Here is a 16,040-nt window from a genome sequence, read left to right as displayed (position 1 = left end):
GGTACGTGCATTCATCTGCCCCGCACACTCTGAACCTGGGCATTCTGGCCCACATCGACGCAGGTAAGACCAGCCTGACCGAACGGCTGCTGCATACCGCGGGTGTCATCGACGAGGTCGGCCGCGTCGACGACGGAAACACCCTGACCGACTCGCTCGCCCTGGAGCGGCAGCGCGGTATCACCATCAAGTCCGCGGTCGTCTCCTTCGTCATCGACGCACCCCCAGCCGACGGCGATGGCAAGGGCGATGCCGATGCCGATGCCGATGCCGATTGCGGTATCCGTCGTCACCCCCACGGCGTCACGGTCAATCTCATCGACACCCCCGGACACCCGGACTTCATCGCCGAGGTGGAGCGGGTCCTGAGCGTGCTCGACGGTGCCGTGCTCGTGGTCTCCGCCGTGGAGGGCGTCCAGGCGCAGACCCGCGTCCTGCTGCGCACCCTGCGACGGCTGCGCATCCCCACGCTGATCTTCGTCAACAAGACGGACCGCGGCGGCGCCCGTTACGAGGGCGTCCTGCGGCACATCGCCGAGCGCCTGACGCCGGACATCGTCCCGATGGGCACGGTCGCCGGACTCGGAACGCGCGGGGCGGGGTTCGCCCCGTTCACCGCGGCGGACGCCGAATCCGGCGGGTTCACCGCGCGGCTGACCGAGCTGCTCGCCGGGCACGACGACGCACTCCTGTCCGCGTACGTCGACGACCCGGCCTCCCTCTCGTACGACCGTCTGCGCACCGAGCTGGCCCGGCAGACCCGACGCGCCCTCGTGCACCCGGTGTTCTTCGGGTCGGCGGCGACGGGTGTGGGCGTTCCCGAACTGACGGCAGGCATCCGGGAGTTGCTGCCCGCCACCGTCGGTGACGCCGAAGGGCCCGTCTCCGGCAGCGTGTTCAAGGTCGAGCGCGGCACGGCCGGGGAGAAGATCGCGTACGTACGGATGTTCGCGGGCACCATCCGCACCCGCGACCGCCTGGACATCGGCGCCGGGCGCGGCGGGGACGGTCCGGGGGCCGCCCGCGAAGGCAAGGTCACCTCGGTCACCGTCTTCGACCGGGGCACGGACGTGCGGCGGCCGGAGGTCAGGGCCGGGGAGATCGGCAAGCTCTGGGGGCTGGGGGACGTCCGGATCGGCGACGTCATCGGCGTACCGCGCGAAGGGGTCGACCCGGCAGGTCACTTCTTCGCGCCGCCGACCCTGGAAACGGTCGTCGCCCCGCTGCGGCCCGCCGACCGGGGCGCCCTGCACCTCGCGCTCACACAGCTCGCCGAGCAGGATCCGCTGATCGGCCTGCGGCAGGACGGCATCCGCCAGGAGGTGTCGGTCTCGCTCTACGGAGAGGTGCAGAAGGAGGTCGTCCAGGCGACGCTCGCCGAGGACTTCGGGCTCGACGTCTCCTTCCGGGAGACGACGACGATCTGCGTGGAGCGGGTCGTCGGGACGGGCTCGGCGTTCGAGATCATCGACAAGGAGCCCAACCCGTTCCTCGCCACGGTCGGACTGCGGGTGGCGCCCGCGCCGGTCGGCGCGGGTGTGGAGTTCCGGCTCGGGGTCGAGCTCGGTTCGATGCCGTACGCGTTCTTCCGGGCCGTCGAGGAGACCGTCAGGGAGACGCTGCGCCAGGGCGTGCACGGCTGGTGCGTCCCCGACTGCGCGGTCACGATGACGCACGCCGGGTACTGGCCGCGCCAGAGCCACGCCCACGGCACCTTCGACAAGAGCATGTCGAGCACCGCGGGCGACTTCAGGAACCTGACGCCGCTCGTCCTGATGGACGCACTGCGGGAGGCGGGCACCACTGTGCACGAGCCGATGCACCGCTTCCGGCTCGACGTGCCCGCCGACACGGTCGGCGCGGTCCTGCCCGTACTCGCCCGGCTGCGGGCCGTCCCGCACACCCGGGCGGCCGGCGGGACGGCCTACCGCCTGGAGGGGGACGTACCCGCGCAGCAGGTGCACGCCCTGGAGCAGTCGCTGCCCGGACTCACGCGCGGCGAGGGCGAGTTGGAGTCCGCCTTCGACCACTACGAGCCGGTGCGGGGCGGCACCGTCCCGACGCGCGAACGGACGGACCACGACCCGCTGCACCGCAAGGACTACCTGCTGCGGGTGGTGCGCCGGACGAGCGGCACCGGGCGGGAGGCCGCGACCTAGGACGCGACCCCCGGTGCGACCAGGCGCCGCAGCCGGTCCTGGTCGGCGATGATGTTGATCTCCACGATCCTGCCGTCCACGACGGTGAAGGCGCCGAGCGAGACCGCCTCGCCGCCGGGGAGCCCGACCAGTCCGGGCAGGCCGTTGACGAGCACCATGTGCTGGTGGGCGGCCATCCGGGCGAACATCGCCGCCTGACCGGCCACGGCGGCGGCGCCCCGCACCACCTTGGAGAGGCCCGAGGCCAGTTCGCCGGTGTCGGCGCGCAGCACGACGTCGGGGTCGAGGACGGCGAGGAGCGCCTCGAAGTCGCCGGCCCGCGTCGCGGCCATCCACGCCTCGACGACCTCGCGCTGCTTGGCGACGTCGGTCTCCGCGGCCGGCGCGGAGCCCTGCACGCGGCGCCGGGCGCGGCTGGCCAGCTGCCGGGTCGCGGCCGTGGAGCGCTCCACGACGGGCGCGATCTCGTCGAAGGGCACGGCGAACATGTCGTGCAGCACGAACGCGAGCCGCTCGGCGGGCGCCAGCGTCTCCAGGACGACCAGGAGCGCGAGGCCCACCGAGTCGGCGAGCAGCACCTCCTGCTCGGGGTCGGCCGTGCCCACCCGGGTCACGACCGGGTCGGGCACGTGCGTCTCCCCGAAGGTCTGCAGGGACGCGTCCAGGGAGTCCTCGCGGCGGGACTGGCGCGAGCGCAGCTGGTCGAGGCAGATGCGGCCGACGACCGTGGTGAGCCAGCCCCCGAGGTTGTGCACCTCACCGGCACCCTGCCCCTCTCCCGCGCCCTGCCGCTCTCCCCCGTCCAGCTCCGTCCGCGCGCCGGCCTCCGTGCGGCTCAGGCGGAACCACGCCTCCTGCACCGCGTCCTCGGAGTCGCCCAGCGAGCCGAGCATGCGGTACGCGACCGCGTTCAGGCGTGGCCTGTGCTCCTCGAACCGGGCCGCGAGCGCGACCTGCGCCGATCCGTTCTCGTCCATCCGTCACATTCTCCCGTCGCGTCCCGTCCCAGCCGTGCCCAGCCATGACGGACCAACCCCACCCCTGCGTGACCAGCGCTCTCGATGCTGCCGAAGAGCCGGTGCTGCTGAAGAGTACGTGAGCCGCCGGCGCCGAAATCCGGTGGACAAGGGCCGGCGCGAGGGGTGGGATGAGGCCTCGCCCCACCGCCGTCCCCCGAGGAGAGCCGTACGTGACGATCGACGCCGACCTGGTCCGCGCGCTGCTCGCCGAGCAGTTCCCGCAGTGGGCCGGACTGCCGGTCTCCGCGGTGCCGCTGCCCGGCATGGACAACGCGACGTTCCGGCTCGGCGACGACCTGTCCGTACGGCTCCCCCGCTACCCCCGGTGGACCGGACAGGTCGAGCGCGAGCAGCGCTGGCTGCCGTGGCTGGCCCCGCAGCTTCCCCTCACCGTCTCGACGCCGGTCGCCGCGGGCCGTCCCGGGCAGGGCTATCCCTTCCCGTGGTCGGTCTACCGCTGGCTTGAGGGCGAGGCCGCGACCACCGACGGGCTCGCCGACCCCGTGCGCACGGCCCGCGAACTCGCCGCATTCATCGGCGCATTGCAGAAGGCCGACGCCACCGACGGCCCCGCCCCCGGCCTCAGCAACGCCTTCCGCGGGGAGCGCGTGGGCACCGAGTGCGACTCGCTGGCCGCCGACTCGCTCGTCCGGGCCAAGATCGCGAAGCTGGACGGCGTCGTCGACACGGAGGCCGTCACGGCCGTCTGGGACGCGGCGCTCGCGGCGCCCGCGTGGGACCGCGACCCGGTGTGGCTGCACGGCGACCTCGCGACCGGCAATCTCCTTTCCGTGGACGGCCACTTGAGCGCCGTCATCGACTTCGGCACGCTGGCCGTGGGCGACCCCGCCTGCGACCTCATCCCCACCTGGATGTTCCTGCCCGCCGAGGCGCGGGAGGCCTTCCGCGCGGCGGTCGCCCTGGACGACGCGACGTGGGCGCGGGCCCGCGGCCTCGCGCTCGCCGGGTCGCTGCCGGTCCCCGACGACCCGTTCTTCGCGGTCCCGGCGCGGGTGACGGCGGCGCTGCGGCACCTGAACGCGGTGCTCGACGACTTCGCCGAGCACGCGAAGTCGTAGCGCTGCCGGGGGACTTCGCGGGGCGGTCAGCCGACCTTCGTGTCCGCCGGGTCCGCGTCCCGGCGGGCGGGGTCGGTCCGGGCCGGATCGGCCGGGTCCGGGCGCCGCATGAGCAGGACCGACACGACGCCGAGCACCGCAGCGCACAGGGTGGAGCCGATCGTGATGGCGGCGAACCCCTGCCGTGAGGCGTGCGCGGCGCTGCCCGCGAAGCTGGCGAACAGCGACCCGAAGAGCGACACCGCGATGGCCTCGCTGCCCAGGCGCACCGTGTTGATCCAGCCCGCCCCCATGCCCGCCTCGTCCGCCGGTACGTGCGCGAGCGCCTCCCCGTCGACGAGACCCGCCTGCAGCCCGAACCCGATGCCGACGACCACCATCGGCAGCATCATCCAGCCGAGCCCCGGCCCGGCGGTCGCGCCCGCGAGGACGAGCCCCGCGACCAGCAGGCCGATGCTCCACGTGAAGACCGTGTGGGGCGGCGTGCCGCGTGCGGTCAGGCGGGCCGCGATCAGCGGGGCGACCAGCACGGGCAGGGTCAGGAACATCAGGTACGCGCCGCTGGCCCCGGGCGACGCGTCGTAGGCGCCCTGGAAGAAGACCGGCAGGTAGGCGACCGCGTTGGTGAAGGTGAACGACGCCACCGCGACCACCAGCGTGATGCCGGAGAACCGCCTGCTGCGCAGGGTGCCCAGGCTCAGCAGCGGGTTGGGCGCGGTGGACTCGCGCCAGGCGAACAGGGCGTAGCAGCCGATGCCGACGGCCGTGCACAGCAGGAAGGGCGGCGAGGCCCAGCCCGTCGCGGAGCCGAGGGCGAGGCCGCCGAGCGTGACGGTGGTCGCCGTACAGAAGAGCGCGGCGCCCGCCACGTCGATCCGGGCCGCGTGCCGCTTCTCGTGGGCGGCGGCCCCTCGGATCAGCGGCATGCCCGCGCACGCGAGGACCAGACAGACCAGCTGGAAGCCGTAGACCAGGCGCCAGCCGACGAGTTGGGTCAGCAGACCGCACAGGGAGGGGCCGAACGCCAGGGAGAGGCCGGCGACCGACCCGAGGAGCGCGAACGCGCGGGTGCGCCGTTCGCCCTCGAAGTTCGACGACACGACGGCCGAGCCCACCGAGAAGACGGCCCCGGCCCCCGCACCGGCCAGCAGCCGGGCCCCGTCAAGGACCAGGTAGTTGCCGGCGACGAGGCTGAGCGCGGACCCGGCGCCGAAGGTGATGAGCCCGAGGAGCAGGGCCCGCCAGCGCCCCACGACGTCGGCGACCGAGCCCCAGACGAGGGTCGAGCAGGCGAACGTCAGGTTGTACCCGTTGAGGACCCACTGCTCGCCCGCCGACGACCGGCCCAGGTCGTCGGAGATGTCGCCCAGGGACACCGCGGTGCCGGACACCGACAGCGGGACCGTGAAGATGGCGAGCAGGATGACGGGCATCAGCAGGCGCGTGCCGGGCGCCGCGGAGCCGCCCGGCCGCTCGTGCGCGGAGGTCATCGGATCTCTTTTCCGTTCCCTTGCCGTCGGATGCCGTCAGACCCGCGCCGGGACCGTGCGGCACTCGTCGAGGAAGTCGACGATGTGGCCGAACACGTCCAGCGCGGCGTTGCGGCCGATGAACGCGTCGAGGTGGCCGTAGCCGGGCACCTCCACGTAGCGGACGTCCGTCTCGGGGTAGCGGCGCCTGAGGATGTCGTGGCAGATCTCGTTCGAGTCGTACCAGAAGCGGTTGTCGCTGCCGGAGAGCAGCATCAACGGCGTCCCGAACTCGCCCGCGTGGTCCAGGGCGTTCTTCGGCAGCGCGTCGTAGCGGCCGTCGCCGTCGTTGTACCGCATCATCGTGTGGGCCAGTTCGATGCTGCGCAGATGCGGCAGGATCCACATCGGCACGGTGCCGTACAGGTCGGCGAGGCGGTCGTGGGTGACCTGGTCGAGGTTGTCGTGCTCGAACAGCGAACCGCCCACGCCCCACGAGTCGTTGTGCAGGATCTGGCAGTTGGGGTCCTTGCACTCGGCGCCCAGCGACACCTCGGCGAAGATCAGCGAGTGCTTCGACCACATCCCGACCTTCTTGAAGTCGGTGGGGATGTTGACGAGCCGGGAGCGCAGCAGTTCCCCGCCGAAGTGCAGGCGGGCCCGCGTCTTCCAGGACATCTTCGGGGTGAGGAACACGCCCTGCGCGACGACCCCGGACAGGCCGGGCACCAGGCCCGCCGCCATGCTCAGGGACAGGCACATCGCGCCGATGCAGTGCGCCACGACGAGGAGTTCACGGCCCTCGGTCCGTTCCCTGATCAGCGACACCGCCTCGGGGATGTCGTAGAGCGCCACGTCGTCGAAGGTGTACCGGACCCGGCCCTCGTTGTAGGGCAGCCGGCAGCTGCCCCGCCAGTCGAGGAGCCACGGCTCGTAGCCCGCGTCGAGCAGGACGTCCACCAGGTTGCGGGTCTCCGGCAGCAGGAACATGTCCGACGACGCGGTCAGTCCGTGCAGCACGAGGACGACCGGGCGGTCGGTGGAGCCGTCCTCGGGGGCGACCCGGGTCAGGCCGAGCCGGGTGCCGTCGGAGGCGGTGAAGGGGATGTCCTCGACCCGGTCGCCGAGTGCGTGGTGGAGGGGCCTCAGCGTGGTCATCGGGTCTGCTCCCTTTTGATCATCAGCTTCCTGATCTTGCGTTGCAGCTTGTCCTGGTCCCGGTCGATGGCGTCCTTGCGCAGGTCGAGGAGTTCGGCGACGGCCCGCAGCGACGGCTCGGCGAGCCCCATGCCGACCTGGACGAAGAACCAGGAGAGCCAGGCGAGTTTGGCCAGGCGGCGCTCCTGCGACGACAGCCGCGGGTCGACCTGGATGCCGTCGATCTGGTCGGGCACGTAGCTCTTGCCGGGGACCTTGACGACACCGGCGAGGCTCGCCGGTCCGCCCTCCCGGCCGAGGGTGACCTCGATGGTCCGGGTCTGCTTCCAGAAGTCGCGGCTGGCGCGCGCCGTCTTCCAGCCCTCGAGCCACCAGCGCCCGCCGTCGCGGTCCACCAGGACGAGCCGGTAGCGCAGCAGCGGATGGTCGCTGCCGTGCCGCAGCGGTACGCCCTCGTCGGGGCGGACCCAGATCTCTCCCGCCTCCACGGACAGCGGCTCCGGGTGCAGGCGCTCGCAGCTCACCTCGCCGCGCACGTCGATCTTCCGGTGCCGCACGACCTGGTACATGCTGGCGATGGAGAGGGTGAGCGCCATCCGGCACTTGGTGTCGCGCTCCCCGCCGACCGGCCCGACCCGGCCCTTGGTCCGCTCGCGGAACGACAGGTAGGGCGGGTCCTCGCGGCTGGGCAGCCGGGCGACCCCGTCCTTCGCCATCCGCTCGAACGTCTTCAACTGCGCCTGGGCCCCGTACCGTTCGGCATCGGGCAGCCGGTGGCGCGCGACGAAGCGGTCGGTGCGCTCCGAGCCGGCCTCCGGGCCGAACATCAGCGCCTCGAAGAGCTTCATGGCGGTGGGACTGCTCAGGATGCGGATCAGGAAGTCGAGTTCCGGCACCGGGTCGGCCGCGTGCCGCCGCAGCAGGTCGTCCCGCCACTCGCGCCAGTTGGCCACCCGGACGTTCATGCCCGCCAGCTTCATGTCCTTGACCAGCTCGGGCAGCGTCTCGGCCCGGCCGGTGACGTTGTAGTTCTGGCCCCAGGCCGAGGGGTCGAAGACCACGCCTGCGGTGATCCTGCTGATCCAGTCCACCGGCGCGAGGTTCATGAACTTGAAGGCCGGCACGGTCCGGTAGCGGGAGAACGCGCCGATCAGGCCGGTGCTGAGGTCGCGCGGGTTGTACACGCCGGTACGGGTGTGGCCGCCGATCGCGCCGGGCCGCAGGAACGTGACGGTCAGGCCGTGCTCGCGGGCCCGCCGCAGCACCGCCTCGGCGGCCCACTTCGACTTGTCGTAGCCGGCGAAGAGCCGGTCGATGTGGGCGACCGGGTCGTCCTCGCCCATCTTCTCGATGCCGACCTCGTTGAAGACGGCGACCGAGGAGATGTGGTGCAGCGGCTTGGCCCGTCCCGTCATCGCCAGCTCCGCGAGGGCCAGCGGGCCGAGCACGTTGGTCTGACGCAGCGAGGGGTAGCCGCGCAGGAAGTCGACCGCGGCGGCGACGTTGACGATCGAGTCGATGTCCTGGGCGAGGCCGTCCCAGGCCTCCTGGGTCAGACCGAGGCACGGCTGCCTGAGGTCGGCCGCGAGGACCGTGACCCGGCGCCGGACCTCGGCGGTCCAGGGCTGGTCGAACTCGGCCAGGGCGTCGCCGACCCGCCGTTCCGCCGCCGCGTCGTCGGCCGCGCGCACCAGGCACACCACGTGGGCGTCGCCCTGCCGCAGCAGGTCGAGCAGGAGGTGGCTGCCGAGGTACCCGGTGGCTCCGGTCAGCAGGATGCGGCGCGGCGGCACGGGGTCGGCCTGGCGGCTGAACGGCAGCCGGTCGGCCAGCGCGAGGTCGGCGAGGATCGTCTCCAGGTCCTCGTGCGCCCCGTCCTCGGAGGCCCGGACCACGACGGGCGCGATGGAGGCGCCTGCCTGGTCGGGCGTGGTGCTCGGGGTGACGGCGGGGGTGGGCGGGAGGACGACGGGAGTGGCCGCGGTCGGTGCGGTCTCGGTCGGTGCGGTCTCGGTCGGTGCGGTCGCGGGGGTCGTCGGCGTGGCCACGGTTACTGGTGTGGCCACGGCTATCGGTGTGGTCACAGGGGCCACCGGGTCCGCCGGGTCCGCCGTGGGCACGGTCGTGGGCAGGCCCATGGCCGTGGCCCAGCGCTGCGCGAGGCGCCGCGGCCTGGCGTCGGCGAAGACGTCGTCGAGGGTGAGCTGTACGTCCAGCTCCCGCGCCAGCAGCGCCACGAGTTCGACGGCGCCCACGGACGACAGACCGGCGTCGAACAGGTCCGTCTCGGTGTCGGGCGCACCGCCGGGCAGGAGGTGCGCGGCCCGGGCCGCGATGTCCGCGGCGACCTCCGTCACGGTCCGCGCGGGCCGGGCTTCGGCGGTACCCGTGGAGGTGGCGGCCTGCGGTGTCGCCGCGGCCCGCGCCTTCTCCGTACCCCCCTTGCCTCCCGTACCCCCCTTGCCTCCCGTACTCCCCTGGTCCCCCGTACTCCCCTTGTCCCCCGTACCTCCCGTGGCTTTCACCGTTCCGGTGACCGGCTGCGCTGCGGCGGGCCCGGCCGGCGGCTTGCGGAAGTGCGCGAGGAGATCGGACGCGGCGGCCCGTCCGGGGCCGCGCCGCTCGATCACCTCCTCCTCCGGCCGCCGGTTGACAGTGCGGTTGCGACTGGTGCCGCCGGCCGCCTCAGGCATTGCTGACCTCCGCTGCGTGATCGGTTGTGGGGTCCCAGGAACGGAACTCCCGAAGCTGTACGAGCCCCACCGCCGTCTCCAGGCGGGGTGCGTCGACGTCGCCGCCGCCGAGGCGGGACACCAGGCGCCGGGCGGGAATGTTGCGGGGCGTGTTCTCGGCGATCAGACGCACCGTGGCGCAGCCGTGGGCCTCGGCCCGGTCGGCCAGCCACTGCAGCAGCCGGTCCTCGACGCCACGGCCGAGCACCCGGCAGCTCATCATCCAGGCCACGACCTCCAGCGCGTCCCCGTCGACGGTCAGGGCCAGGACGCCGATCTGTCCGTACGCGCCAAAGCGGTCCCGTGCCGTCGCCGTCCACACCTCCCCGCTCTCCCGGAGCCGCGCGAGGCCGGCGTCGTCCAGGGGGCGGGGCCGCAGGTTGAACTGGTTGGTGCGCCTGCTGAGCTGGACGGTGCGCTCGGCCGTCTCCCCGGTCACCGGCTCGATGTCGAGTTCGAGCCGGAGGTTCTCCAGGAACTCGGCGAAGCCCAGCTGGGCGCGGGCCTCGTCGCGCACCTGCTCCTGCCGGTAGAAGTCGGCCCGCGCGGAGTCCTCCGCCGTCGCGGCCCGCGGCACCGCCGGCCACAGCCGGGCGACGAAGTCGGTGAGCTCGTCCGCGCCCGGGCAGATGAGGCAGAGCACCTCGGGCAGCTGGGCGCGCACCCCGGCGATCTCGACGGGGTTGTCGTCGAGGAAGAGGAAACTGTCGAGGCCGAGCCGCAGTTCGTCGGCGATCCGCACGATCCGGGTCCACTTGGGTTCCCAGGCCGCGGAGATCGCGGCGAAGTGCTCGCGGCGCAGCGGGCTGTCGGGGCGGTCGAGGATGCGGTGCACGGTTTCCTCGTCGTTGTTGGAGACCATGGCGAGCAGGACGCCGGCCTCCCGCCACTGCACCAGCCGCCGGGCGAGCACGGCTCGAGCCCCGGTGAAGTCGACGTTCTCGGGGCCGACTTCACCGGCAATGCCGCTCCACAGCGTCTCGTCGCCGTCGACGACGATCACCTTGGGTGCCCTGCGGCGGACCTGGCGCAGGACGTCGGCCAGGCGCAGCGCCACCAGCGCCTGGAACTCGTCCTGGAAGGGCAGGTGCGCCATGGCGTCGGTGTGGGCGTCGAACACGTCGCCCACCGGGTAGTCGTCGCCGGCCCAGGTGTCCGAGGGCAGTACGGCGACGCCGGGCAGGTCCGCGAGGTGCCGCGTCACCTGCCGTTCCCAGTCCCGCGAGCGGCCGCCGTCGGCGCTCTCCGGCAGGAAGGCCACCACGAGCGGGGTGCGGGTGCGCTGCGCCAGGGCGCGCAGCGCCGCCGGGTACTCGTCGGCGAGCTGGGCGAGCAGTTCGCGCTCGTCCCCCGCGTCCGTGAACCGGGTCAGGTCGCCGGGCCGCAGGAGCACGAGGTTCGCGGCCGTCGGGGCCTGCACGAACACGCTGCCCGGATCGTGCAGGCTCGCAAGCACCTGGTGGTACGGCGCCTCCACGACCTCGAACGGCCCGCCCTCGACCCCGGCCTCCCCCACGGCGAAGGACAGCATGGCCGGGAGGTTGCCGAGGGCGAAGGTGGCGGCGACGGCGATCTGGGGAGCGGGCGTCGGCGCGAGTGCGGTGCCGGCCTGTACGAAGGCTGCCGGGGCTTCCGGGACTTCCGGAACTTCCAGGACCTCCGAGACCTCCGAGACCTCCGGGACCTCCGCCGCGTCGACCCGAACGACAGGCTCGGACGCCTGCGCCGGGACGGCGATGCTCCTCGGCGCCGCGGCGGGCGTCTCCGCGTCGTCCGCGAACCGGGAGGCGAGCTCCAGGAGTTCGGCGGCGAGAGCCGCGCAGGAGGCGTCGTCGAGCACGTCGGTGTTGTACTCCAGGCCGACCTTGCCGAGGCCGGGCATCACCGTGACCATCAGGTCCAGGTCGGAGTAGCCGGTGCCCGCGGGGACGATCCGCAGGCCCTCCGCGGCTCCGGCCTGCGGCGGCATGTAGTTGAAGTAGACCTCGACCAACGGCGCGTCCGCCCGGTACAGGCCCTCCTGGACGAGCGCGGACATCGCGTCGAAGAACGTGACGCCGCGCTCCAGGACCCGGCTGAGGCGGCTGTCGGTGCGCCGCAGCACGTCCGCGGCGCTCTCTCCCGCCTCGACCTGGGCGGCGTACGGGATCGGCAGCCCGAAGTACCCGACGGCGTCGAGGGCGGAGACGTGCATGCGGGTGTCCACGGGGACCGCGAGGACGAACCGTTCGCGGTCGCGCAGCCGGGCGAGGTGCGCGGTCAGCGCGCCGAGCCAGAACGCGGCGGGCGTGATGCCGAGCCGCCTCGCCCGGTCCTCCACCCGCTCCTGGAGGTCCCTCGGGAGCTCCGCCAGGTGCATGGCCGAGCGGTACGACCGCTCGGCGGGGCGGGGCGCGGCCAGTTCCAGGTCGAGCCTGCGGACGCCCGCGAAGTCCGCACGCCAGTCGGTGCCGGACGGCGCTTCGGGCTGTCCGCCCTGCGCCCGCAGCAGCAGGTCGATGTCGCGGTTGGTGACCTCGGCGGGCGGTTCGGCGCCCACGAGTCCGGCTCCCAGGCCGTGCGCCACGAGCATGAGCGAGGCCAGATCGGAGACGGCGTGGTGAGCGCCGAACACGAGGACCTGCTCGCCGGACGGGCGGGCGAGCAGCTCGAACCGCCACAGCGGTGCGGCGGCCAGCTCGAACGGCGGCTCCATCAGCGCGCAGAGCCGCTCGTCCACGTCGGTGTCCTCGGCGACGTCCGACCACCGCACGAGGTCGCCGTCGAGCGAGCGGCGCACCTCCAACTGCTGCCCGCCGTCCGCGTCCTGGACGATCGCGGTGCGCAGCGCGGCGTGCCGGGCGGCGAGCGAGGAGACCACCTCGGCGAGCCGCGCCGGGGTCGTCGGCTCGGTCAGCCGCACGGCGAGCCCGATGTGGTGGGTGACGCCCGGCGTGCCGTGCTGTTCGGCACGGAGCAGCCGTACGACATCGCGGGTGGCGGGGTGGCGTACGACCTCCTCGACCACCTCTTCCACGGCCTCGGCCGCGGTGGTCCCGGCGCCCTCTTCGGCGCCCGTACCCGCGCCCGCGCCCGCGATCAGCTGGTCGGCGACGGAGTCCACGCTGGCGCCGTTGAACAGGGAGGCGATCGGCAGGGACTGGCCGAAGTCCGCCTCGATGAGGCTGCGGATCTGCATGGCCATCACGGAGTCGAGGCCCTGGCCGACCAGTGCGGCGCCGGCGTCGAGTTCCGCGGTGTCGTAGCCCATCGTCGCGGCGAACCGGTACCGCAGCCGGTCCACGACCGCGTCCCGCGAGTCCAGCGAGAGGCGTCCGCCCGTGTCCGACGCGCGCTCGCGACGGGCCCCGGCGAGCCGGCGGCGCGGCGGGAACAGGCCTACGAGGAGCGGGGGCAGCAGGGCGGGTTCGGTGGTGCGCAGGACGGGCTCGTTGAGGGCGGCAGCCAGGAGCAGCGCGTCGTCACCGTCCCGGGTCAGCGCGGCGTCAAGGAGCGCGAGGCCCTGGCCGGTGGAGAGGGCGGCGACGCCTCCGCGGTTGATCCGCTCCAGGTCGGCGTCGCCGAGGTGCCCGGTCATGCCGGTGGCCTCGGCCCACAGCCCCCAGGCCAGGGAGAGTCCGGGCAGGCCCGCACGGCGGCGCTGCTGCGTGAGCGCGTCCAGGAACGCGTTGGCCGCGGCGTAGCTGCCCTGGCCCGCGCCGCCGAGGACGCCCGCGAGGGAGGAGAAGACCACGAAGGCGGACAGCTCCGTCCCCTGGGTCAGGGTGTGCAGGTTCCAGGCCGCGTCGATCTTCGGCCGCAGGACGGCGTCCAGGTCGTCGGCGGCGATGGACTCGACGACGGCGTCGCGGAGTACGCCGGCGGCGTGCACGACGGCGGTCAGCGGGTACTCCGGCGGCAGCTCGCGCAGGACGCGGGCCAGCTGCTCGTGGTCCGCCGCGTCACAGGCGAGGACGGTGACCCGGGCCCCGGCCGCGGCGAGTTCGTCGCGCAGCTCCGGCACCCCTTCGCCGGCCGGACCGCGCCGGGACAGCAGGAGCAGGTGCCGGGCGCCGAGACGGGCGGCGTGCCGGGCCACCTGGGCGCCGAGGCCGCTCGTACCGCCGGTGATCAGGACGGTGCCCGTGCCGAACGCGGCGGCCGTCGACGCGCCGGGGCCGGGCTCCGACTTCTGGGGGCGGAGCGCGGGTACGTACAACTGGCCTGCACGCAGCGCGAGTTCGGGAACTCCGGACCGCAGCACGTCGGCCAGCGTCTCCGGGTCGAGCCCGCCGGCACGGGCGTGGACAGCGGCATCGGCGTCGGCAGCGGCAGCGGCAGCGGCATCGGCATCGGCATCGGCATCCGTGTCGACGAGGATCACGCGGCCCGGGTTCTCCGCGCGGGCGGCCCTGGCCAGGCCCCACACGGGGGCATGGGTGAGATCGAGCGCGGCATCGGGCTCCTCGGCCCCGGTGAGCACCGCGCGACGGGTCAGCACGACCAGGCGCGCGGTGGCGGGCCGTTCCCGCGCCAGCCATTCCCGTACCCGGTCCAGGGTGTCCTGGAGGACGGCCCGCGCGCGGACGGCGTCGTCCGCGGCACCGTTTACCCCGGCACGGTCCAGCCCGGCACCGTCGCCGGTCGCCTCGGCGACGTCCAGGACCGTCACGTCGGAGGTCCCGGCGCCGAGGGACGCGCCGCGCTCGGCCGTTTCGCCGTCGGCCGGGACGGCCGGGACGTACGGGGACCAGGCGACGGAGAGCAGCGCCTGCGTGCTGCTGTCCGGCGTGGCCAGGTCGCCGGCCGCCACCGGCCGCACGAGGAGGGAGTCGATCCGGGCGACCGGAGTGCCGGACGGGTCGGCCGCCTCCACCGTGAACGTGTCGCCGCCGGTGGGCACGATGCGTACCCGCACCTCGTTCGCGCCCCGGCCGTAGAGGCTGACCGCGCCGAAGGAGAACGGCAGTGGCGTGGCGCCGTCGAGGCCGTCCACGGCCGCGGCCTGCAGAGCGGCATCGAGGAGGGCCGGGTGCACGCCGAAGCGCTCCGCCTCCTCGGCCTGCCGGCCCGGCAGCGCGACCTGCGCGAGGATCTCGCCGTCGAGCCGCCACACGTCGGACAGGCCCTGGAACGCGGGCCCGTACTCAAGGCCCGCGTCGGCCATCGTGTCGTAGTGCGTGGCGGCGTCGAGCCGTTCGGCCCCGGGGGGCGGCCATGCGGCGCCGTGCAGGGGGCTGTCGGAGGCGTCCGGCGTCGCGGCGCCCACGGCGAGGACGGCGCTCGCGTGCCGCGTCCACTGCCCGGTGCCGTCGGAACGGCGGGGCCTGGCGAAGACGTCGAGGGGACGCCCGGCGCCGTCCGCGCCGCCGATCTGCACCTGGAGGTCGACCTCGCCCTGCTCGGGCAGGTGCAGCGGCGCGGTCAGCGTGAGGTCGCGCACCGTGTCGCAGCCGACCTCGTCGGCGGCGCGCAGGGCCATCTCGACGAAGGCGGTGCCAGGGAGCAGCACCGTGCCGAAGACCGCGTGGTCCGCGAGCCACGGGTGGGCGGCGCGCGACAGGCGTCCGGTGAGGACGACGTCGTCGCTGTCCGCGAGCCGGACGGCGGCGCCCAGCAGCGGATGCCGCACGGCGTCGAGTCCCGCGGCGCCGACGTCGGCGGCCGCGGTCGCGGCGGGCTGCCAGTAACGGCGCCGCTGGAAGGCGTACGTCGGCAGGTCCACGAGCGCGCCGCCCGCCAGCCACGGCGACCAGTCCACGTCGACCCCGGCGACGTACACCTCGGCCAGACCGCGCAGCAACTGGGCCTTCTCGTCCTCGTTGCGCCGCAGGGTGCCGACGGCGGTCACGCCCGGCGTACGGCGGTGATCGGCGTTCTGCACGACGGCGCCGAGGAGCACGGGGTGCGGGCTGGACTCGACGAAGACGTGGTGTCCTGCCTCCAGCAGCCCCTGCAGAGCGGCGTCGAAGCGGACGGTCTGGCGCAGGTTGGTGAACCAGTACTCCGCATCCATCACAGCCGTATCGATCAACCCACCCGTCACCGTGGAGAACAACGGAACCTGACCAGACCGCGGTACCACCCCTGCCAGCACATCCAAAAGCTCGGCCCGCAAGTCCTCCACCTGCGGAGAGTGCGAGGCATAATCCACCGCGATCCGCCGCACCTGCACACCATCGGCCTCACACCCAGCCACAAACACATCCAGCTCACCAGGCGAACCGGACACCACCACCTGCTCCGGACCATTGACCACAGCCACCTGCAGCCCATCCGTCAGCCGGCCCACCACACGACCCTCAGGCGCCAGGACAGACACCATCCCGCCACGCCCCGACAACCGCACAATCGCCCGAGAACGCAACGCCACCACACGCGCGGCGTCTTCCAGGGAGAGTCCACCCGCCACACAGGCGGCAGCGATCTCCCCCTGCGAATGACC

Annotated in this window: 7 protein-coding genes; 2 read left to right on the top strand and 5 right to left on the bottom strand. The window is 73.5% G+C overall.

Features of this window, described 5'->3' with window-relative positions; translation table 11 throughout:
- The first annotated feature begins 5 nt into the window (after positions 1-5).
- Positions 6-2,159: a GTP-binding protein gene (locus tag ACZ592_RS32980; RefSeq protein ID WP_471585361.1), complete on the top strand. Its 2,154-nt coding sequence runs from the start codon at positions 6-8 to the stop codon at positions 2,157-2,159.
- On the opposite strand, the gene ACZ592_RS32975 is transcribed toward ACZ592_RS32980, so the two are convergent.
- Positions 2,156-3,136, bottom strand: coding sequence for a sigma factor (locus ACZ592_RS32975; RefSeq protein ID WP_471585360.1), 981 nt, complete (start codon positions 3,134-3,136; stop codon positions 2,156-2,158). The genes ACZ592_RS32980 and ACZ592_RS32975 overlap by 4 nt on opposite strands.
- A 212-nt stretch (positions 3,137-3,348) precedes the next feature.
- On the opposite strand from ACZ592_RS32975, the gene ACZ592_RS32970 reads away from it, so the two are divergent.
- Positions 3,349-4,257 (top strand): aminoglycoside phosphotransferase family protein, encoded by a 909-nt coding sequence (locus ACZ592_RS32970; RefSeq protein ID WP_471585359.1) that lies wholly within the window; start codon positions 3,349-3,351, stop codon positions 4,255-4,257.
- Positions 4,258-4,283: 26 nt separating this feature from the next.
- On the opposite strand, the gene ACZ592_RS32965 is transcribed toward ACZ592_RS32970, so the two are convergent.
- From ACZ592_RS32965 to ACZ592_RS32950, 4 genes are all read right to left on the bottom strand, one after another.
- Positions 4,284-5,747 (bottom strand): MFS transporter, encoded by a 1,464-nt coding sequence (locus tag ACZ592_RS32965; protein WP_471585358.1) that lies wholly within the window; start codon positions 5,745-5,747, stop codon positions 4,284-4,286.
- A gap of 36 nt (positions 5,748-5,783) precedes the next feature.
- Positions 5,784-6,884 carry an alpha/beta hydrolase gene (locus tag ACZ592_RS32960; protein ID WP_471585357.1) on the bottom strand — a complete coding sequence of 367 codons (1,101 nt, stop codon included), beginning with the start codon at positions 6,882-6,884 and terminating at the stop codon, positions 5,784-5,786.
- A complete protein-coding gene (locus ACZ592_RS32955; protein WP_471585356.1) occupies positions 6,881-9,577 on the bottom strand; it encodes a thioester reductase domain-containing protein in 2,697 nt (898 codons plus the stop codon). The genes ACZ592_RS32960 and ACZ592_RS32955 overlap by 4 nt, the downstream gene beginning before the upstream one ends.
- The coding region (locus ACZ592_RS32950) for an HAD-IIIC family phosphatase (RefSeq protein WP_471585355.1) at positions 9,570-16,040 on the bottom strand (6,471 nt) is incomplete at its 5' end. The genes ACZ592_RS32955 and ACZ592_RS32950, both read right to left, overlap by 8 nt.

Source organism: Streptomyces sp. NPDC040622, assembly GCF_055593965.1.
The sequence above is the reverse complement of the archived record's forward strand: the minus strand, read 5'-3'. Positions and strand labels throughout refer to the sequence as shown.